19 protein-coding genes and 1 tRNA gene are annotated in these 17,974 nt (G+C 65.4%); 8 read left to right on the top strand and 12 right to left on the bottom strand.

Going from position 1 to position 17,974, the window contains the following annotated elements; translation table 11 throughout:
* The 6 genes from RM96_RS13425 to RM96_RS13400 all read right to left on the bottom strand — a co-directional run.
* Positions 1-544 (bottom strand): LysE family translocator (locus RM96_RS13425; RefSeq protein ID WP_039011141.1); only part of this gene is annotated, 544 nt, incomplete at its 3' end.
* Positions 545-654: 110 nt separating this feature from the next.
* A complete protein-coding gene (locus RM96_RS13420; protein WP_039011140.1) occupies positions 655-1,326 on the bottom strand; it encodes a LysE family translocator in 672 nt (223 codons plus the stop codon).
* An 82-nt stretch (positions 1,327-1,408) separates the two neighbouring features.
* Positions 1,409-2,248 (bottom strand): helix-turn-helix transcriptional regulator, encoded by an 840-nt coding sequence (locus RM96_RS13415; RefSeq protein WP_039011139.1) that lies wholly within the window; start codon positions 2,246-2,248, stop codon positions 1,409-1,411.
* A complete protein-coding gene (locus RM96_RS13410) occupies positions 2,245-3,138 on the bottom strand; it encodes a 2OG-Fe(II) oxygenase (protein WP_039011138.1) in 894 nt (297 codons plus the stop codon). Before RM96_RS13410 ends, RM96_RS13415 begins: the two co-directional genes overlap by 4 nt.
* Positions 3,135-3,860, bottom strand: a complete 726-nt coding sequence (locus tag RM96_RS13405; protein ID WP_039011136.1) for a lytic transglycosylase domain-containing protein — start codon at positions 3,858-3,860, stop codon at positions 3,135-3,137. Before RM96_RS13405 ends, RM96_RS13410 begins: the two co-directional genes overlap by 4 nt.
* A 5-nt stretch (positions 3,861-3,865) precedes the next feature.
* Positions 3,866-5,587, bottom strand: coding sequence for a proline--tRNA ligase (locus tag RM96_RS13400; protein WP_039011135.1), 1,722 nt, complete (start codon positions 5,585-5,587; stop codon positions 3,866-3,868).
* Between the two features lie 193 nt (positions 5,588-5,780).
* On the opposite strand from RM96_RS13400, the gene RM96_RS13395 reads away from it, so the two are divergent.
* Both RM96_RS13395 and RM96_RS13390 read left to right on the top strand, forming a co-directional pair.
* Positions 5,781-6,434 carry an RNA pyrophosphohydrolase gene (locus tag RM96_RS13395; RefSeq protein ID WP_039011134.1) on the top strand — a complete coding sequence of 218 codons (654 nt, stop codon included), beginning with the start codon at positions 5,781-5,783 and terminating at the stop codon, positions 6,432-6,434.
* Positions 6,427-7,008, top strand: a complete 582-nt coding sequence (locus RM96_RS13390; protein WP_039011133.1) for a CNP1-like family protein — start codon at positions 6,427-6,429, stop codon at positions 7,006-7,008. The genes RM96_RS13395 and RM96_RS13390 overlap by 8 nt, the downstream gene beginning before the upstream one ends.
* 73 nt (positions 7,009-7,081) lie before the next feature.
* Here the strand turns inward: RM96_RS13390 and proB are convergent, their stop codons facing one another.
* The 4 genes from proB to rplU form a co-directional block, all read right to left on the bottom strand.
* Complete coding sequence (proB, locus tag RM96_RS13385; protein WP_039011131.1) at positions 7,082-8,200, bottom strand: glutamate 5-kinase; 1,119 nt, start codon at positions 8,198-8,200, stop codon at positions 7,082-7,084.
* A 100-nt stretch (positions 8,201-8,300) separates the two neighbouring features.
* Positions 8,301-9,398: a GTPase ObgE gene (gene obgE / locus RM96_RS13380; RefSeq protein ID WP_039011130.1), complete on the bottom strand. Its 1,098-nt coding sequence runs from the start codon at positions 9,396-9,398 to the stop codon at positions 8,301-8,303.
* Between the two features lie 135 nt (positions 9,399-9,533).
* Positions 9,534-9,794 (bottom strand): 50S ribosomal protein L27, encoded by a 261-nt coding sequence (gene rpmA, locus RM96_RS13375; RefSeq protein ID WP_011299102.1) that lies wholly within the window; start codon positions 9,792-9,794, stop codon positions 9,534-9,536.
* 63 nt (positions 9,795-9,857) lie between these two features.
* The gene (gene rplU, locus RM96_RS13370) at positions 9,858-10,169 is read right to left on the bottom strand and encodes a 50S ribosomal protein L21 (protein ID WP_006576525.1); all 312 of its coding nucleotides are present in this window, start codon (positions 10,167-10,169) and stop codon (positions 9,858-9,860) included.
* 504 nt (positions 10,170-10,673) lie between these two features.
* Between rplU and ispB the strand changes: the two genes are divergently transcribed.
* Together ispB and RM96_RS13360 are read left to right on the top strand one after the other, a co-directional pair.
* The gene (ispB, locus tag RM96_RS13365; RefSeq protein WP_052279495.1) at positions 10,674-11,603 is read left to right on the top strand and encodes an octaprenyl diphosphate synthase; all 930 of its coding nucleotides are present in this window, start codon (positions 10,674-10,676) and stop codon (positions 11,601-11,603) included.
* A gap of 22 nt (positions 11,604-11,625) precedes the next feature.
* Positions 11,626-11,702 (top strand) — tRNA-Pro (locus RM96_RS13360).
* Between the two features lie 170 nt (positions 11,703-11,872).
* Here the strand turns inward: RM96_RS13360 and RM96_RS13355 are convergent.
* Together RM96_RS13355 and RM96_RS13350 are read right to left on the bottom strand one after the other, a co-directional pair.
* Positions 11,873-12,454, bottom strand: a complete 582-nt coding sequence (locus RM96_RS13355; protein ID WP_039011128.1) for a PIN domain-containing protein — start codon at positions 12,452-12,454, stop codon at positions 11,873-11,875.
* Positions 12,454-12,924 (bottom strand): excisionase family DNA-binding protein, encoded by a 471-nt coding sequence (locus RM96_RS13350; protein ID WP_039011127.1) that lies wholly within the window; start codon positions 12,922-12,924, stop codon positions 12,454-12,456. Before RM96_RS13350 ends, RM96_RS13355 begins: the two co-directional genes overlap by 1 nt.
* A gap of 347 nt (positions 12,925-13,271) precedes the next feature.
* On the opposite strand from RM96_RS13350, the gene pilB reads away from it, so the two are divergent.
* The 4 genes from pilB (at position 13,272) to coaE (ending at position 17,868) form a co-directional block, all read left to right on the top strand.
* Positions 13,272-14,993: a type IV-A pilus assembly ATPase PilB gene (pilB, locus tag RM96_RS13345; RefSeq protein WP_039011126.1), complete on the top strand. Its 1,722-nt coding sequence runs from the start codon at positions 13,272-13,274 to the stop codon at positions 14,991-14,993.
* Between the two features lie 30 nt (positions 14,994-15,023).
* Positions 15,024-16,289: a type II secretion system F family protein gene (locus RM96_RS13340; protein WP_039011124.1), complete on the top strand. Its 1,266-nt coding sequence runs from the start codon at positions 15,024-15,026 to the stop codon at positions 16,287-16,289.
* A 3-nt stretch (positions 16,290-16,292) separates the two neighbouring features.
* Positions 16,293-17,180, top strand: coding sequence for a prepilin peptidase (locus tag RM96_RS13335; protein ID WP_039011123.1), 888 nt, complete (start codon positions 16,293-16,295; stop codon positions 17,178-17,180).
* 64 nt (positions 17,181-17,244) lie between these two features.
* Entirely contained in the window at positions 17,245-17,868 is a 624-nt protein-coding gene (gene coaE / locus RM96_RS13330) for a dephospho-CoA kinase (RefSeq protein WP_039011122.1), read from the top strand.
* Positions 17,869-17,974 lie beyond the last annotated feature (106 nt).

Here is a 17,974-nt window from a genome sequence, read left to right as displayed (position 1 = left end):
CCCGCGGGCGCGCCAGCCAGCGCCGCAGCGCCGATCCGCACAACACCCACACCGCCACGCTGGGCAGGTTGATCACGCCGAAGATCCCGGCCAGCAGCAGCACATTGATCCACAGGTTGCCGTGCAGCGCGTAAGTGCTGCATGCGCCCACCGCCATCACCCACGCCTTGGGATTGACCCACTGGAACGCCACGGCGCCGAGGAAGCTCATCGGGTGCGCCACCTGGCTGTCCTGGATGCCGCTGGCCGTCGCCAGCTTCCAGGCCAGCCAGACCAGGTAGACCACCGCCACCACGCGCAGCACCTGCCAGGTCCACGGCCAGGTGTGGAACAGCGACCCCAGCCCCAGCCCGACCAGCGCCACCATCAGCGCAAAGCCCCCGGTGACACCCAGCAGGTGCGGCACGGTACGCGCGAAGCCGAAGTTCACGCCGGACGCGAGCAGCATGGTGTTGTTGGGGCCTGGCGTCACCGACGACACCAGCGCAAAGGCGGAAAAGGCGGCAAATACGCCTGACCCGGCAATCAGTTCGGGACTGGCCATGACTGGCTCCACAAGCATTGGGGGAGAGGCCAGTCTAGTGACACCTTACGGTACAGTACCGGTACAGTTATTCGGAAAACTGCCGATACGGGCCGGGGCAACCGACTGGATCACCCCAGCGCGTGCCAGGCGACAGCCAGCGCCAGCAGCCATAACGCCACACCGGTCAGCCGCTCCACCCGCCGCACCGAGCGGCCGAAACGGGCCGTCACGGCCGGATGACCGACGCCGAACGCCACCAGCAGGTCCCAGCCGAGCACAGCGACAAACATCCAGGTGCCGTACGCCAGTTGCACGCCAGGCGGCGTGTGGCTGGCGGCGAGCAGCGAGAACAGGCTGGCGTAGAACAGGCCGTTCTTCGGATTCAGTACGGCGGAAAGAAAGCCGCTGGCAATCTGGCCGACCCATGAGATGCCGGCATCGGTGACGGCGTCATCGCTAGCGGTGGCACCCGGCAGCACCAGCTCGCCGCTTGCGCGCAGGAAACGCCAGCCCAGCCATGCCAGGTAACCGCATCCGGCCCATTGCAGCGCAGCGAACAGGAACGGGCTGCCGCGCGTCGCGGCAAATCCCGCCAGGGCCAGGGCGATAAAAACGCCGTTGCCCAGCGCGATCCCCAGGCAGACCCCGCTCGCCCTGCGTGGCCCGTGGAGCAAGGCACTGCGCACCACCAGGAGAAAATCCGGGCCGGGGCTGAGCAGCGCCAGTAGGTGCGCGCCCGCCACCATGGCAAATTGCTGCAGCGGCAATGGCCGCGCGGTGATATCGAATGACAAGTCCATGCCAACCCTCCGTAAAGAGCACGAAGTATTGGCCTGCATCCGAAGGAAGTATTGAAGAAAGTTGACGCCGTTTTGGGTGGCTTCAGGCAGTGCGCAGATAGGCGCGCGGCGTCAATGCCACGCGTTGCTTGAAGGCGCGCTGGAAGTGGCTCTGGTCGGCAAACCCGAGGTCATGCGCCACCTCGGCCAGCGCCCTGCCCTGGCGCAACAGCCGTCGCGCGCGGTTGATGCGGATGTCGAGCTGGTAGGCATGCGGGGTCATGCCTACCTCCGCCCGGAAGGCGCGAATCACGTGATAGCGGCTCAGCCCCGTTGCACGCGCCAGTTCCGCCAGCGGCAGGCGTTCGGCATGGCGTGCCTGCAGCAGGGCGCGCAGTTGCGCCACCCGCGCGGACACCACGGACGCCGCCGGCATGGCGCGGGCGTCTGCCGCCCCGCCTGCGAGCACCGCATGAAGATCGCCGACGAAGGCGACCAGCGCGGCCTCTTTCTCGGCGCTGTCGGCACCGGAGAACAGTAACCGGTTCAGCACGCAGACCATGCGATAGACCACCGGGGAATGCGTGACGCGGGCCGGCAGCGCCAGCCTGTCTCGCCCTGGCGGCCGGGTCTCGTCCAATATGTCGGCCACCCAGGCGGGATCGACATGCAGCATCTGGTAGCTCCAGCGGCCGTCCGGTGCTGGATTGCAGGCATGTACCTGGTCCGCCGGAACGACCACTACCGAGCCGGGCCGCAGGCGTGCCTGTTCACGACCGAAGGCAAAGACGCTGGCCCCGCTGTCGACGGCGCCGACAGACAGCGTCGGGTGCGTATGCGGCAGGTAGCCTGCGCTGCTGTCGCTGGCGTAGCGGCTCTCGGCAAACGGTAGCGCAGCATCAAACCAATAGCGGGCAGCCGTGCTGTCTGCCCGGGCGTTCAAGCGACACTCCGGTACGGGCGCTCGCGCAGCCACTTGGTGGCGATCCACTTCTCGCCCGCCGCAACCGGCAGGCCGGCATGCAGGGTGCGCTCGTCCAGCTTGCCGTCGGGCAGCAGGTAGCTGAAATAGACCGCGTTGCCCTTCACCGGCGCCACTTCCAGGCCGATGCGCGGAAACGCCGTCGCCCCGCCCTCCTGCGGGCTGTTCAGGTAGATCACCAGCGTGGCAATGCGCTGCCCGCCCACCTTGAGCTGGCGGGCCTCGCCGGGGCGTTGCGGGTTGAAGAAGTCGAAATGCGGCTGGTACTCGCCGCCCGGCTTGTAGTTGAGGATCTGCAGGCCTTCGCCATGCTCGGCCGGCACGCCGGTGACGGCGGCGATGCGGGCCTCGATGCGACTGATCAGCGCATGCTCGCCGACTTGGAACATTGCGCCCATGCTGGTGCGGGCGTCGATCAGGTTCTCGTCGCCGGTATCGGGATTGACCACCGGCGAACGCGCCAGGCGGCCGCGGGACAGCGCGACCAGCGCATCGCACTCCTGGTCGGTCAGCAGTTGCTGGAACAGCTGGATGCGCGGGGATTCGAGCGAGAACAGGACGGGGATTTTCAGGCCACCGTGGCGGGCGACGTTGCTGTGGGCAATATCCGGCGCTGCCTTCTGACCGGCATCCTTGCCTGCCGCCCTGCTGCCCGGCGCAGGCCGGTGCCCCAGCGCCGCGGCCACGGCGGCGCGCGCAAACGTCTCGTCATAGCCCGAGCGCAGCATCGACAGCACCAGCGACTCGGCACCGAAGCCCTGCGCGATGTGCCGCGCCAGCCACTCTTCCAGCTCCGGTGACGACGCAGCGTAGCCGGGCTTGCCGGCGACGATCGGCGAGGCGGCCGTCATGACGGGTTGACCAGGCGGCGCGGCGAGAAGGGATTGCGCTCGGGCGCTTCGGGCGGCAGCACGCGCGGGCGCGGGGCGACGACCACGGATTCGCCCGCGATGGTGACCGAGGCCTCGGAGTACTGCCAGCGCTTCCACGCCGCCAGCACCGCGTTCGGGTATTCGGGCCGGCCGCGGCTGCCGTTGTAGCGGCCCAGCGCCAGGAACAGGTCGCCCTGCTCGCGGTCCAGGTAGTGGCGCAGGATGGTGCAGCCGTAGCGCAGGTTGCTCTGCAGGTGGAACAGCTTGCGCGCGTCGTTGTCGCCGATGCTGCGCACCCAGAACGGCATCACCTGCATCAGCCCGCGCGCGCCGGCCGAGCTGATGGCGTATTTGCGGAAGTTGCTCTCCACCTGCACCAGCCCGAGCACCAGCGCCGGCTCCAGGCCGGCGCGCTTGGCCTCGTAGTAGGCGGTCTCGATCAGCTCGACGCGGACCTGCGGCTCGGGGATGCGGGCTTCGAGCCGGTGCGACATCTCGCCCAGCCACTTGAGGTAGGCCAGCCGCTCCCCGCCCGAGGTGAACATCGGGCGGACCGGGCGCGAGTCGGCGATTGCCGCCGCCAGCGCGCCGCGCACGGAATCGGCCAGGTCCTCCTCTTTCTGGGCGCCGGCCTGCGCGGCTGCAGCCGACAGCGCCAGCAGCAGGCTGCCGGCGGCACGAACCAGGCGAGCCGCGCGCATCGGGGTCAGTTGGCCAGCAGGCCGCGAACGTGGCCGACCACATCGGCCACGGCCACCTGGGTGGCCTGCGCATCGCGCCGGCCCTGGTACTCGACCTTGCCTTCCTTCAGGCCACGGTCGCCCACCACCACGCGGTGCGGCACGCCGATCAGTTCCCAGTCGGCGAACATTACGCCGGGACGCTCGCCGCGGTCGTCGAGGATGACGTCGACGCCGGCCGCCACCAGCTCGGCGTGGATGCGGTCGGCTTCGGCCTTCACGGCCTCGGAGCGGTCGTAGCCGACCGGGCAGATCACCACGGCGAACGGCGCGATCGCCGCCGGCCAGATGATGCCGCGGTCATCGAAATTCTGTTCGATAGCGGCGCCCAGGATACGGGTCACGCCGATGCCATAGCAGCCCATCTGCATCGGCTGGGTCTTGCCGTTCTCGTCCAGGAAGGTCGCGTTCATCGATTCCGAGTAGCGCGTGCCCAGCATGAACACGTGGCCGACTTCGATGCCACGGCAGATTTCCAGCGTGCCCTTGCCGTCCGGCGAAGCGTCGCCGGCCACCACGTTGCGCAGGTCGGCGACGACCGGCTCGGGCAGGTCGCGGCCCCAGTTGACGCCGGTGTAGTGGTAGTCGCGGTAGTTGGCGCCGCAGACGAAGTCGCTCATGTTGGCGACAGTGCGATCGGCCACGACCTTGACCGGCTTCTTCATGCCGATCGGGCCGAGGTAGCCCGGCGGCGAGCCGAAGGCGTCGACGATCTCGTTCTCGGTCGCAAAACGGAAGTCGGCCAGGCCGGGGACCTTGGACGCCTTGACCTCGTTCAGCTCATGGTCGGCACGGATCAGCAGCAGCCAGATCTCGGCGCCGGCCTCGGTGTCCTTGGCGAGCACGATCGACTTGACGTTGCGCTCCAGCGGGATGTTCAGGAATTCGGCCACTTGCTCGCACTTGACCTTTTCCGGGGTGAAAGTCTTGACCAGGTCTTCCGTGGGCGCGGCGCGCTCGGGCAGCAGCGGCAGCGCCTCGGCGGCCTCCATGTTGGCGGCGTAGTCGGAGGTCGGGCAGTAGACGATGGCGTCTTCGCCGGTGTCGGCGATCACGTGGAACTCATGCGAGCCCGAGCCGCCGATGGCGCCGTTGTCGGCAGCCACCGCGCGGAACTCCAGGCCGAAGCGCTGGAAGATGCGGGTGTAGGCCTGGTACATGTTCTCGTACGACTTGCGCAGGCCGTCGGTGTCACGGTCGAACGAGTAGGCGTCCTTCATCGTGAACTCGCGGCCGCGCATGATGCCGAAGCGCGGACGGCGCTCGTCGCGGAACTTGGTCTGGATCTGGTAGAAATTGACCGGCAGCTGCTTGTAGCTGCGGATGTCGCTGCGGGCGATGTCGGTCACGACTTCCTCGGAAGTCGGCTGCACGGCGAAGTCGCGCTCGTGGCGGTCCTTCAGGCGCAGCAGTTCGGGACCCATCTTGTCCCAGCGGCCGGTTTCCTGCCACAGCTCGGCCGGCTGGATGACGGGCATCGACAGCTCGACCGCGCCGGCGCGGTTCATTTCCTCGCGGACGATGTTTTCCACCTTGCGGATCACGCGCAGGCCCACCGGCATGTAGCTGTAGATGCCGGCGCCGAGCTTCTTGATCATGCCTGCCCGCATCATCAGTTTGTGCGACACGATTTCCGCGTCGGCGGGGGCTTCCTTGAGGGTGGAAATGAAGAATTGCGAGGCTTTCATCCGTTGTTTTCTCTCGAGGCCGGGATCGTCCCGGCAAATTTCAGCTCACCGCCGGGTACCCACGGCACTGAACCTGTCGCGCACGCGCCTGAAACGGCGCTTATGCTCGGGGAAAACCAGCATCCCCCCGCCTCAGCCCGGCCGCGCGCTTCCTTTATAATCAGCGTAATTCTAAAGGATTCGAGGTGCAGTCATGCTCGATCGTGAAGGCTTTCGCCCGAACGTCGGCATCATCCTCATCAACGCACGAAACGAGGTTTTCTGGGGCAAGCGCATCGGCGAACATTCCTGGCAGTTTCCGCAAGGCGGCATCAAGTACGGCGAAACGCCGGAACAGGCCATGTATCGGGAACTGCACGAGGAGATCGGCCTGCTTCCGGAGCACGTCAGGATCGTTGGTCGCACGCGCGACTGGTTGCGTTACGAGGTGCCGGACAAGTTCATCCGCCGCGAGATCCGCGGCCACTACAGGGGCCAGAAACAGATCTGGTTCCTGCTCCGCATGGCGGGCAGGGACTGCGATATTCACCTGCGGGCAACCGATCACCCGGAGTTCGACGCCTGGCGCTGGAGTCATTACTGGGTGCCGCTGGAGGCGGTGATCGAGTTCAAGCGCGACGTCTACCAGATGGCACTGACCGAACTGTCGCGCTTCCTGAACCGGAATTCGCGTGCGCCACTGAGTCCTTATGGCACACATGGCGTGCATGGCCGCTACGGCGGCGCGCACCGGGTCGGACAGCCGCAACGCGGCGTACCGCAGGAGCAGGCGGCAGTTTCGGCCGCCGATGGCATCGAGGTTTCGCCGGCCACGCCGGCTTCCACCCCACGGAGTACTGATGACTAGTTTGATCGGCCTGGGCCGCCACCGCGGCCTGACCGCCGCCGGATTGCTGCTCGCCGCCACCTGCCTCGCGCTGGCTGGCTGCAAGACCACCGGCAAGGAGATGGCAGAAGAAGACAGCACGTGGATCAATCCGTTCGCGCCCAAGACCTTCCAGGAAGCCGAGGCCATGTTGCCAGCGGCACCGGTGGACGCGAACCTGATTCCGTTCTCGGTTTCCGGCACCGGCGCCCTGTCGTTCGCCGTAGACGGCAAGTCGGTCTCGGTGGGCAAGGACAAGGTGGTCCGCTACACGGTGGTGACTACCAGCCAGAGCGGCGCACGCAATGTCACGTTCGAAGGCATGCGCTGTGACGTATTCGAGCGCAAGCTCTACGCCACGCTGCCCACCGGCGCCAAGGAGTGGATCCCGAACCGCAGCGACTACGGCGAGACGTGGCACCGGATGGAAGCCGGGGCGCGCAATGCCTATGCCGCCACGCTGGCCACCGATTTCTTCTGCGAAGGCCATACTGTCGCCGGCACCGCGGACGCGATGGTCAAGGACCTGAAGTCCCGCGCACCGAGCCGCCGCTGAGCTTCGGCAGGCATCAAAGCAAAACGGCGGAGCTGTCGACCAGCTCCGCCGTTTTGTATTCAACCCTTTGGTTTCAGACCAGCACCAGGTTGTCCCGGTGGATCAGTTCGGGCTCGTTCAGGTGCCCGAGCACGGATTCGATCTCCGACGACGGCTTGCGCGCAATCAGGCGCGCCTCGGCGCTGGAATAGTTGGTGATGCCGCGCGCCACTTCGCGGCCGCCGGCATCGGCGCACGCCACCACCTCGCCGCGGGCGAACTCGCCCTGCACTTCCACCACGCCGATCGGCAGCAGCGACTTGCCGCCGCTGGTGAGCTTCTCGACCGCGCCGGCATCGATGATGACGCGCCCGCGCAGCTGCAGGTGATCTGCCATCCACTGCTTGCGCGCGGTCAGGCGACCGGTCGGCGCCAGCAATTGCGTGCCGATGGCCTCGCCGGCAGCGAGCCGCTCCAGCACATTGGCCTCGCGTCCCGAAGCGATGGTGGTGTGCGCGCCGGACTTGGCGGCGCGCTTGGCGGCGAGGATCTTGGTCAGCATGCCGCCGCGGCCGATGGACGTGCCGGCGCCGCCCGCCATCGCCTCCAGCTCGGGCGTGCCGGCCAGCGCCTCGTCCACGAATTCGGCAGCCGGATCCTTGCGCGGATCGGCGGTATAGAGGCCGCGCTGGTCGGTCAGGATCACCAGCGCATCGCCTTCGATCAGGTTGGTGACCAGAGCGCCGAGGGTGTCGTTGTCGCCGAACTTGATTTCGTCGGTGACCACGGTGTCGTTCTCGTTGATGATCGGCACCACGCCCAGCGACAGCAGGGTCAGCAGGGTCGAGCGGGCGTTGAGGTAGCGCTCGCGGTCGGCCAGGTCGGCATGCGTGAGCAGCACCTGCGCGGTGCGGATGCCATAGCGGCCGAACTGGCTCTCGTAGACCTGCGCCAGCCCCATCTGCCCGACGGCGGCGGCGGCCTGCAGCTCGTGGATTTCCTTCGGGCGGCGGATCCAGCCGAGGCGCTGCATGCCTTCGGCGATGGCGCCGGAACTGACCAGCACCACTTCCTTGCCGGCCACCCGCAGCTTGGCGATCTGCGCCGCCCAGCGCGCGATGGCGTCGTGATCGAGTCCCTTGCCGTCGTTGGTCACCAGGCTGGAGCCGACCTTGACGACGATGCGTTTTGCCTGGGCAATGACCGATTGCATGGCGAGAATCCTGTCTCCGGGGGACTACCTTATCCCGATTTGTCCGATTGTGTTCCCGCTCCCGTCATGAGGAGCGGGCAGCCGACCACTGGCGCGAGGCTTATTCCTCGTGCCCGGCCTGGTCGACATTGTGCAGCCGTTCGTCCAGGCGGATGTCCGGCTCGGCCAGCGCGGCGGCTTCCTCGGCCTTGATGGCCTGCAGGTGGTCCTTGATCGCGTAGATCAGTTCGCGGCAGCCTTCGCCGGTCAGGGCCGAGATATGGAACACCGGGCCCTTCCACTTGTAGCGCTTGATGAAGCCCTTGATGCGGGTGGCGCGTTCTTCCTCCGGCACCATGTCGAGCTTGTTCAGCACCAGCCAGCGCGGCTTGTCGTAGAGCGTTTCGTCGTACTTCTTCAGCTCGTGGACAATGGCCCTGGCTTCCGCCACCGGATCGACGGCCTCGTCGAACGGCGCCAGGTCGACGATATGCAGCAGCAGACCGGTGCGCTGCAGGTGGCGAAGGAACTGGTGACCGAGCCCCGCACCTTCCGCGGCGCCTTCAATCAGCCCAGGAATATCCGCCACCACGAACGATTGCTCGTGATCGACGCGCACCACGCCCAGGTTGGGATGCAGCGTGGTGAAGGGATAGTCGGCCACCTTCGGGCGCGCGTTGGACACGTGCGAGATAAAGGTGGACTTGCCGGCATTGGGCATGCCCAGCAGGCCCACGTCGGCCAGCACCTTGAGCTCGAGCTTGAGCATGCGGCGCTCGCCCGGCCTGCCGTCGACCTGCTGGCGCGGCGCGCGGTTGGTACTGGACTTGAAATGCAGGTTGCCCCAGCCGCCCATACCGCCTTCGGCCAGGCACACTTGCTGACCGTGCTCGGTCAGGTCGGCGATGACTTCGCCGGTATCCATGTCGGTGATCAGCGTGCCCACCGGCATGCGCAGCGTGACGTCCTCGCCGGCGGCGCCGTAGCAATCCGAGCCACGCCCGTTCTCGCCATTCCTGGCGACGTGCTTCTTGGCGTAGCGAAAATCGATCAGCGTATTGATATTGCGGTCAGCCACCGCGAACACGCTGCCGCCGCGGCCGCCGTCGCCGCCATCCGGGCCGCCGAAGGGCACAAACTTCTCGCGCCGGAACGAGGCGCTGCCATTGCCGCCGTTGCCGGCGATGGCTTCGATTCGGGCTTCGTCTATGAACTTCATGATGATGGGCTTTCCGTGATGGATCGGCGGATCAGCGGCTGGATGCCGCGAACCCGGGCTGGCGAACTGACATTGTCGCCAGAAAAGAAAAAGCCCCGCAAGTGTTGCGGGGCCTTCATCCTGCAAAGGCTGTTATCAGGCCGCCGGAACGACGCTGACGTGCTGCTTCTTGGCAGGGCCCTTGACGGCGAACTGCACGTGGCCGTCCACCAGGGCGAACAGCGTGTGGTCCTTGCCCACACCAACATTGTCGCCGGCGTGCACACGGGTGCCGCGCTGACGAATGATGATGCCGCCGGCGTTGATGGCCTGGCCACCAAACACCTTCACGCCCAGACGCTTCGATTCGGAATCACGGCCGTTCCGCGTGGAACCGCCGCCTTTTTTCTGTGCCATGACTTACTCCTGTCGCTTTACCTAGTTACGCTTGATTCGATGCTGATCCTGTCTGAGCGGGGCTCAGGCAACGATCGCTTCGATGCGCAGCTCGGTGTAATTCTGACGATGGCCCTGACGCTTCTGGTAGTGCTTGCGACGGCGCATCTTGAAGATCTTCACCTTGTCGTGACGACCCTGGGAGATAACGGTAGCCTTGACGGAAGCCCCGCTCACCAGCGGCGTACCAAACTTGATTTGGTCGCCGGCGCCCACTGCGAGCACCTGGTCGAGCGTGATTTCTGCGCCAATGTCTGCCGGTATCTGTTCTACTTTAAGTTTTTCGCCAGCAGCAACCTTGTATTGCTTGCCGCCGGTTTTTACGACCGCGTACATTGTCGAACCTCTCGATGTGAATAAAACGCCGAATGCCAGCACTGGCGCGCCCTGCGTGGCCGTTTGCTGCACGGCGCCGCGCATGGCGGGCACACTGCGGCCCGGTTATCTCCCACCGGCCAAGACCCGCAAGGCGGGCAAAACAACCGGAGGAAACCGGGAATTGTAAACGAGATCGGGGAAAAGCGCAAAGAAAACAGGCACATAGCCTGTACGCGGCGCAGCGTGCACAGGGGCACGGGCGCGCAGATCAGGTCAGATCGGCCAGCAGAAATCCCGCCAGTGCGGCAAACGCCACCCACCAGGCCGTGCGGCGGAAATGTCGGCGGGGCATCGGCTTGTTCATGCCGGCATTATAGATGGCGGGGCGAGGACATCCCCCGAATGGGACAGACATTCGAATTCTGGCCCCGTCGATCGCATATAATCGTCGGGTTTTGCGTAACGGTGATCATCTTGCCCCAGCCTTCCGCCACTGCCTTGCTTGCCCCGGTCGCTGCAGACATGCGCGCGGTCGACGCTGTCATCCGTCAACGACTGTCATCGGAAGTTCCCCTGATCGAGCAGATCGGCGACTACATCATCGCCGCCGGCGGCAAGCGCCTGCGCCCGGTGATCCTGCTGTTGTCGGCACGGGCATTCGGCTATGACGGTCACCGTCACCACGAACTGGCCGCGGTGGTCGAGTTCATCCACACCGCCACGCTGCTGCACGACGACGTGGTCGACGAGTCCGAACTGCGCCGCGGCCGCGAAACCGCCAATGCCGTGTTCGGCAACGCCGCCAGTGTGCTGGTGGGCGACTTCCTCTATTCGCGGGCGTTCCAGATGATGGTGGATGCGGGGAGCATGCGCATCATGGAAATCCTCTCGAACGCCACCAACGTGATCGCCGAGGGCGAGGTCCTGCAACTGCTGAACATGCACGACCCCGACGTCACCATTGACCGCTACCTGCAGGTGATCCGCTACAAGACCGCCAAGCTGTTCGAGGCCTCGGCCCAGCTCGGCGCCGTGCTGGCAGGCGCCGACGCCGCGATGGAAGAAGCCGCCGCCGAATACGGCCGCCGCATCGGCACCGCCTTCCAGCTGATCGACGACATGCTCGACTACACCGCCAGCGCGGAGCAGATGGGCAAGAACGCGGGCGACGACCTGCGCGAAGGCAAGCCCACGCTGCCGCTGCTCCATCTGATGGAGCATGGCACGGCAGAACAGCGCCAGCTCGCGCGCGACGCCATCGTGCAGGGCGGCACCGAGCATTTCGATGCCGTGTTCTCGGCGATCCACGCCAGCGGCGCACTGGATGTCACCTTCGAGGCCGCGAAGCGCGAGGCCGAAGCAGCGGAAATTGCGGCAATGCAATTCCCCCCTTCCCAACTGAAGGAAACCCTGATAAAGTTATGTGCTTTCTCGCTGCAACGTCAGTCCTGACGGCGCAAAGCGAAAAACAAATCGGGGTGTAGCTTAGCCTGGTAGAGCGCTACGTTCGGGACGTAGAGGCCGGAGGTTCGAATCCTCTCACCCCGACCAGATTTAAGAAGCCGGATCAACATGTTTGTTGATCCGGCTTTTTGTCTTTCTGCATCTGGAATGCATGCCGTGCTCCCGTCGGAACTGGCGAACAGGGTCCATCCGAGAGGTCTCTCATTCAGGCCTCAGATAGCGGCTGCATTGCGCGTCGCAGCCCTGCGGACACGAGGTCAAATCAGCTCCGCCGCCTCTCGTATCCGTTTGGCAGTCGCGGGCAAGCCGCTGCGTTCCAGCGCCTGCGCAAAGTCCTCAACCGTTGCGCGAGGCTTTTTCCAGCGGGCGCGCATGCGCTTGAACGCCGCGATCGCAGCGATCGGCTCCAGATCCCACTGACAGATGATGAACTGGTCGGGATCGACCACTTCGATACCGTATGCCCCAACGATCTCCTTCGGAAAATCACGGCGGTTGCGCGTAACGATGCAATCCGCGTGCCCCGCTATGGCGGCCGCCAGGACGTGCCGGTCGTCTGGATCGGGAAGGATGTCGTTACCAATAAGCGGTGCCCGGGCAGCCTCAGGTACCTCCCAGTCCGGTATGGCCTCACGCATGGAATCTCGCCGGACATCGAGCCGACCTTTCAGGTCGGGGCGTTGCTCACCCAGCGCGGCGATCCATTCCTGTTCGATCCGCCGGGTCCATTTTGCTGCGAAGAGTCCGGCTGTAGCCAGGCTCATCAATGAATCGGTAATGGCGATCGGGTAGAGGACACACGCGTCCAGCAGGGCCGTATAGCGTGCATACCCTGCCATCAGTAGTCCAGGCCCAGTTCGCGGGCATTTTCAGCCATACGATCCAGGGCGGCCGCTTGCCTTTCCCGCATTGCCTTGGCGTACGCAACCAGATCTTCAAAGGCGATCCGTCGATGCGTGCCCACCATGCGGTGCGGCAACTTGCCTTGTTCGATCTCCTTGATAACAAATGGTCGCGACACGTTTAGAAAATTCGCCGCTTCAACTGTGGTGAATTCCCGCTTTGCCGGCATGAGCGTGATCGGCCGCCCCTCGCCCATTGCGCCGAGCAGTTGGCCAATGAGTTTCAGGGCCGCCGGGGGAACGTCGACAGAAAGGTGCTCGCCCGTATCTGTAGTCAAAGTAATCGCTGCAGCACGCGAGTGATCCAGCGCTTCCATGATGCATCGCTGCGCGACACGGGCCATCTCCAGTTCGCGCTCCGTCATCTGCGGAGGGGTCACCTCACGGATTCGATCCACGGTACGCATATCAATCTCCTTGTCTGGTGCCGATAAATGACTCTTTGCCAGCTACACCAGCTCTCAGCTTGCTGGAGCTAGCGTAGCCGGTAAGCGCATTAAATGAAATAAATGAAATAGACGCAACTGGCTTGGCAGCTACGCTGTGCGGTGGCCCTTTCGTGTTCGTCCCTCTTTCCCCCGGATTTCGTCCGCCCGCCCCGCTCCCCGCGCAAGTAGGGTTGCGCCCGTGTCGCGCAAACGCCAACACCGCCCGCCGTCGCCTTTACAAAAAGTGACCCCGGCGGCAAACTGCCCCGATCCGGGGCCCGTGGCCCTGCCAAACGCCCACGGGCCTATCGCACTGCGTACCTGCCATGACACTCGGTCTCGCTCTCGCCCAGAGCCGGCGTATCGCGCCCGCCCTGCTTGCTCAACTCGAGCAGGCGGCCCGGGAGAAGCAGACACAGCTGATCGATGAGATCGTCGGCACCGGCACCATGACCGCGCACGACGTTGCCGTCTTTGCCGCCGACAAATACCAGCTGCCGCTGCTCGATCTCAGCCAGTACAACCTCAGCAAGGTGCCGCCGGCGCTGGCCGGCAACCGCGAGTTCCACGCGCACCGGCTGCTGCCGCTGGGCCGGCGCGAGAACCGGCTGGTGCTGGCGTTGTCCGATCCGTCGAACCAGGCCGGACTCGACGCCATCAAGCAGAAGTACAACCTGCCCGTCGATGCCGTGGTGGTGGAGCACGACAAGCTGATGAAGCACGTGCGCTCCGCCGGCGAGGCTGTGGGCACGATGAAAAACATCTCGCCGGTGCTGGCCGAGCGCAAGCTGATCGAATATGACCCGGTCGCCGCGGCAGCGCAGCGCAACCGGACCACCGCCGACAATATCGACGACGCCCCGGTGGTGCGCTTCCTGCAGAAGCTGCTGACCGAAGCCTTCCACCGCGGCGCATCCGACCTGCACTTCGAGCCGTTCGAGACGTTCTACCGCGTGCGCTTCCGCGTCGACGGCGTGCTGCAGGAGGTGGCACGCCCGCCGCTGGATATCCGCGACAAGATCGCCACCCGCATCAAGGTGCTGTCGCGCCTGGACATCTCGGAAAAGCGCGTGCCGCAGGACGGCCGCATGAAACTGCTGATCGCGCTGCCCAAGGACAAGGATTCCAAGGAGACGGTCGAGAAGGCGGTGGACTTCCGCGTATCGACGCTGCCCACGCTGTTCGGCGAGAAGATCGTGATGCGGATTCTCGAATCCTCTTCCGACAAGCTCGACATCGACCAGCTCGGCTACGAGCCGGAGCAGAAAGCCCTGCTGCTGGACGTGATCAAGCGCCCGTACGGCATGGTGCTGGTGACCGGCCCGACCGGCAGCGGCAAGACGGTGTCGCTGTACACCTTCCTGAACCTGCTCAACCAGGGCGATATCAATATCTCGACGGCGGAAGACCCGGCCGAAATCCAGCTGCCCGGCATCAACCAGGTCAACGTCAACGACAAGGCGGGCCTGACCTTCGCCGCGGCGCTGCGCTCCTTCCTGCGGCAGGATCCGGACATCATCATGGTCGGCGAAATCCGCGACCTGGAAACCGCCGACATCTCGATCAAGGCCGCCCAGACCGGTCACCTGGTGCTGTCCACGCTGCACACCAACGACGCGCCGACCACGCTGACCCGCCTGATGAACATGGGGGTGGCGCCGTTCAATATTGCGTCGAGCGTGCTGCTGATCACCGCCCAGCGCCTGGCGCGCCGGCTGTGCACCTGCAAGCGCCAGGGCGAACTGCCGCGCGAGGTGCTGATCGACGCGGGCTTCAAGGAACAGGCCATCGACGGCACCTGGCAGCCCTATCATCCGGTCGGCTGCGAGCGCTGCGCGGGCACCGGCTACAAGGGCCGCTGCGGTATCTACCAGGTCATGCCAATCACCGAGGCGATGCAGCAGATCATCCTGTCGCACGGCACGGCGCTGCAGATCGCCGAGCAGGCGCGCAAGGACGGCGTGCTATCGTTGCGGGAAGCCGGCTTGCTGAAGGTAAAACAGGGAGTCACATCACTCGAAGAAGTGCTGGCTACCACCAATACGTAAAACAAGAGTCATTGTCGGGGGTCAAAAATCATGGCGACGCGCGCACCAGCTGCGGGCGCCCGGACGGCAGCGCCGTCACGGGCGAAACCAGGGCGGAAAGCTCCAACGCAATACATCTTCGAGTGGGAAGGCAAGGACCGCAAGGGCAAGTCGTTCACTGGCGAGCAGCGGGCCGAGAACCAGGCCGAGGTCACGGCAGCGCTGCGCAAGCAGGGCCTGACCATCGTCAAGCTCAAGAAGCGCAAGGCCGCGCGCGGGCGCAAGATCACCGAGAAGGACATCGCCTATTTCACCCGGCAGCTGTCGACCATGCTGAAAGCGGGTATTCCGCTGCTGCAGTCCATCGACATCATCGCCCGCGGCCACCCCAACCCGAATTTCACGCAGCTGCTGTCGGATATCCGCTTCGACATCGAGTCCGGCAGTAGCATGGCGGCGGCCTTCCGCCGGCATCCGCGCTACTTCGACACGCTGTACTGCAACCTGATCGACGCCGGCGAACAGGGCGGTATCCTGGATTCCCTGCTGGAGCGCCTGTCGCTCTATATGGAAAAAACCATCGCCCTGAAGAGCCAGATCAAGTCCGCGATGATCTACCCAATCGCGGTGCTGACGGTGGCCTTCGCGGTGACGGTCATCCTGATGCTGTTCGTGATCCCGGCGTTCAAGGGCGTGTTCTCGAGCTTCGGTGCCAACCTGCCGGCGCCGACGCTGGTGGTGATTGCCATCTCGGACTTCTTTGTTTCCTACTGGTACATCGTGATCGGCATACCGGTGGCCGGGATCTCCTTCTATCTACGGGCGCTCAAGAAATCGGAAAAGGTGCAGCGGGCAACCGACCGCGCAATGCTGAAGCTGCCGATCTTCGGCAGCCTGTTCCGCAAGGCCGTGATCGCACGCTGGACCCGCACGCTGGCGACCATGTTCGCGGCCGGCACGCCGCTGGTGGAGTCGATGGAATCGGTGGCAGGCGCCGCCGGCAACTGGGTCTACTACGACGCCACGCGCGAGATCGAGCAATCCGTGCGCATCGGTACCAGCCTGACCAACGCCATGCAGGCCACCCATGTGTTCGACAGCATGGTGCTGCAGATGACCCAGATCGGCGAGGAGTCCGGCGCGCTGGACAACATGCTGCTCAAGGTGGCGGAGTTCTACGAACGCGAGGTCGATGACGCCGTGGCGGCCATCTCGAGCCTGATCGAGCCGCTTATCATCGTGGTGCTGGGCGTGCTGATCGGCGGCATGGTGGTGGCGATGTACCTGCCGATCTTCAAGCTGGGACAGGTGGTATAGGACATGAATCTGGCATTTCCCGCCGGCGGCGCGTCCGCGTTGCCGGCGCTGGCGGCGCTGCCGCCGGCATTCCTGATCGCAGCGGCCGGCCTGCTCGGCCTGCTCGTAGGCAGCTTCCTCAACGTGGTGATCCATCGCCTGCCGCGCATGATGGAGTACGACGAGGCCAACTACATCGCCGAGCTGCGCGACGATCCGCTGCCCTACCCCGACCGCTACAACCTGATGGTGCCGCGCTCGGCCTGCCCGCACTGCGGCCACGCCATTGCCGCGTGGGAGAACATCCCGGTGGTGAGCTACCTGCTGCTGCGCGGGCGCTGCTCGGCCTGCAAGGCGCCGATCAGCGTGCGCTACCCGCTGGTCGAGCTGGCCTGCGGCGTGCTGAGCGCACTGGCGGCCTGGCACTTGGGGCCGACCTGGCAGGCCCTGGCCGCCCTGGCCCTGATCTGGTCGCTGCTCGCGCTGACCATGATCGACGCGGACACCCAGCTGCTGCCCGACCAGATCACGCTGCCGCTGCTGTGGCTCGGGCTGTTGCTCAACCTGGGCGGCCTCTTCGTGCCGCTGGCCGATGCCGTGATCGGCGCCGCTGCGGGCTACCTGCTGCTGTGGGCAGCCTACTGGCTGTTCAAGCTGGTGCGCGGCAAGGAGGGCATGGGCTATGGCGACTTCAAGCTGATGGGCGCGCTGGGCGCCTGGTTCGGCTGGCAGGCCTTGCCGACGCTGGTGCTGCTGTCGTCGGTGGTCGGCGTGGTATTCGGCGTGGCCAATATCGCGCTGCGCCGACAGGGCCGCGACACGCCCTTCCCGTTCGGCCCGTTCATTGCGGGCGCGGGCGTGCTGGTGCTGTTCTTCGGGCCGGGCTTGCTGCCGCTGCTGGTCGCGCCCTGAGCGGGCGGCAACCGGTTGCCGCCAAGCTGGTATCGTGGCGGCAACGCAGACAACTGAGCCTCACATGCTGGAAATCGGACTGACCGGCGGCATCGGCAGCGGCAAGACACGGGTTGCCGACATGTTCGCCGAGCGCGGCGCCGCCATCATCGACACCGACCTGATCGCGCACGAGATCACCGCGCCCGGCGGGCTGGCCATCCCGGCGCTGGTCGAGGCCTTCGGTCCGGCCTGCCTGCGCGCCGATGGCGCCATGGACCGCGATGCAATGCGCGCGCTGGTCTTTGCCGACCCGAGTGCAAAGGCGCGGCTGGAAGGCATCACGCATCCGCTGATCCGCGAACTGACCACATCCCGTGCCGCCGCCATCCACGACGCCGGCAAGCACCCCTACCTGATCTACGTCGTCCCGCTGCTGGTCGAGTCCGGCACCTGGCGCGAACGCGTCGGCCGCGTGCTGGTGGTGGATTGCAGCGAGTCCACGCAAGTGGCGCGCGTGATGGCACGCAACGGCTTCACGCGCGAACAAGTCGAGGCGATCATGGCCAGGCAGGCAACGCGGACGGCACGCCTGGCCTGCGCCGACGATGTCATCGACAACGACGGGCCGGTGGCAGCACTGGCCCCGCAGGTCGACCGACTGGACCAGCAATACCGCGCCTTGTCATCAGCGGGCTTGAACTGCTGACAGAATAGTTGCGCGTTCTTGCGCAGTTGTGCACAATTTGCGCATGATACGCACGATGGTCAGCATTCAAGAGGCTGCGGAGTTTCTGGGCGTCTCGGCGCAAACG

The organism is Cupriavidus sp. IDO (genome assembly GCF_000812465.1).
Lineage (GTDB): Bacteria > Pseudomonadota > Gammaproteobacteria > Burkholderiales > Burkholderiaceae > Cupriavidus.
This window is presented reverse-complemented; position numbering and strand designations above follow the sequence as displayed.

Coding starts and splice junctions, on each gene's coding strand:
- proB (WP_039011131.1), bottom strand. CDS start 8,200: ATGCAATCGGTCATTGCCCAGGCAAAACGCATCGTCGTCAAGGTCGGC.
- rplU (WP_006576525.1), bottom strand. CDS start 10,169: ATGTACGCGGTCGTAAAAACCGGCGGCAAGCAATACAAGGTTGCTGCT.
- RM96_RS13400 (WP_039011135.1), bottom strand. CDS start 5,587: ATGAAAGCCTCGCAATTCTTCATTTCCACCCTCAAGGAAGCCCCCGCC.
- obgE (WP_039011130.1), bottom strand. CDS start 9,398: ATGAAGTTCATAGACGAAGCCCGAATCGAAGCCATCGCCGGCAACGGC.
- RM96_RS13410 (WP_039011138.1), bottom strand. CDS start 3,138: ATGACGGCCGCCTCGCCGATCGTCGCCGGCAAGCCCGGCTACGCTGCG.
- coaE (WP_039011122.1), top strand. CDS start 17,245: ATGCTGGAAATCGGACTGACCGGCGGCATCGGCAGCGGCAAGACACGG.
- rpmA (WP_011299102.1), bottom strand. CDS start 9,794: ATGGCACAGAAAAAAGGCGGCGGTTCCACGCGGAACGGCCGTGATTCC.
- pilB (WP_039011126.1), top strand. CDS start 13,272: ATGACACTCGGTCTCGCTCTCGCCCAGAGCCGGCGTATCGCGCCCGCC.
- RM96_RS13390 (WP_039011133.1), top strand. CDS start 6,427: ATGACTAGTTTGATCGGCCTGGGCCGCCACCGCGGCCTGACCGCCGCC.
- RM96_RS13395 (WP_039011134.1), top strand. CDS start 5,781: ATGCTCGATCGTGAAGGCTTTCGCCCGAACGTCGGCATCATCCTCATC.
- RM96_RS13355 (WP_039011128.1), bottom strand. CDS start 12,454: ATGGCAGGGTATGCACGCTATACGGCCCTGCTGGACGCGTGTGTCCTC.
- RM96_RS13350 (WP_039011127.1), bottom strand. CDS start 12,924: ATGCGTACCGTGGATCGAATCCGTGAGGTGACCCCTCCGCAGATGACG.
- RM96_RS13340 (WP_039011124.1), top strand. CDS start 15,024: ATGGCGACGCGCGCACCAGCTGCGGGCGCCCGGACGGCAGCGCCGTCA.
- RM96_RS13420 (WP_039011140.1), bottom strand. CDS start 1,326: ATGGACTTGTCATTCGATATCACCGCGCGGCCATTGCCGCTGCAGCAA.
- ispB (WP_052279495.1), top strand. CDS start 10,674: ATGCGCGCGGTCGACGCTGTCATCCGTCAACGACTGTCATCGGAAGTT.
- RM96_RS13405 (WP_039011136.1), bottom strand. CDS start 3,860: ATGCGCGCGGCTCGCCTGGTTCGTGCCGCCGGCAGCCTGCTGCTGGCG.
- RM96_RS13335 (WP_039011123.1), top strand. CDS start 16,293: ATGAATCTGGCATTTCCCGCCGGCGGCGCGTCCGCGTTGCCGGCGCTG.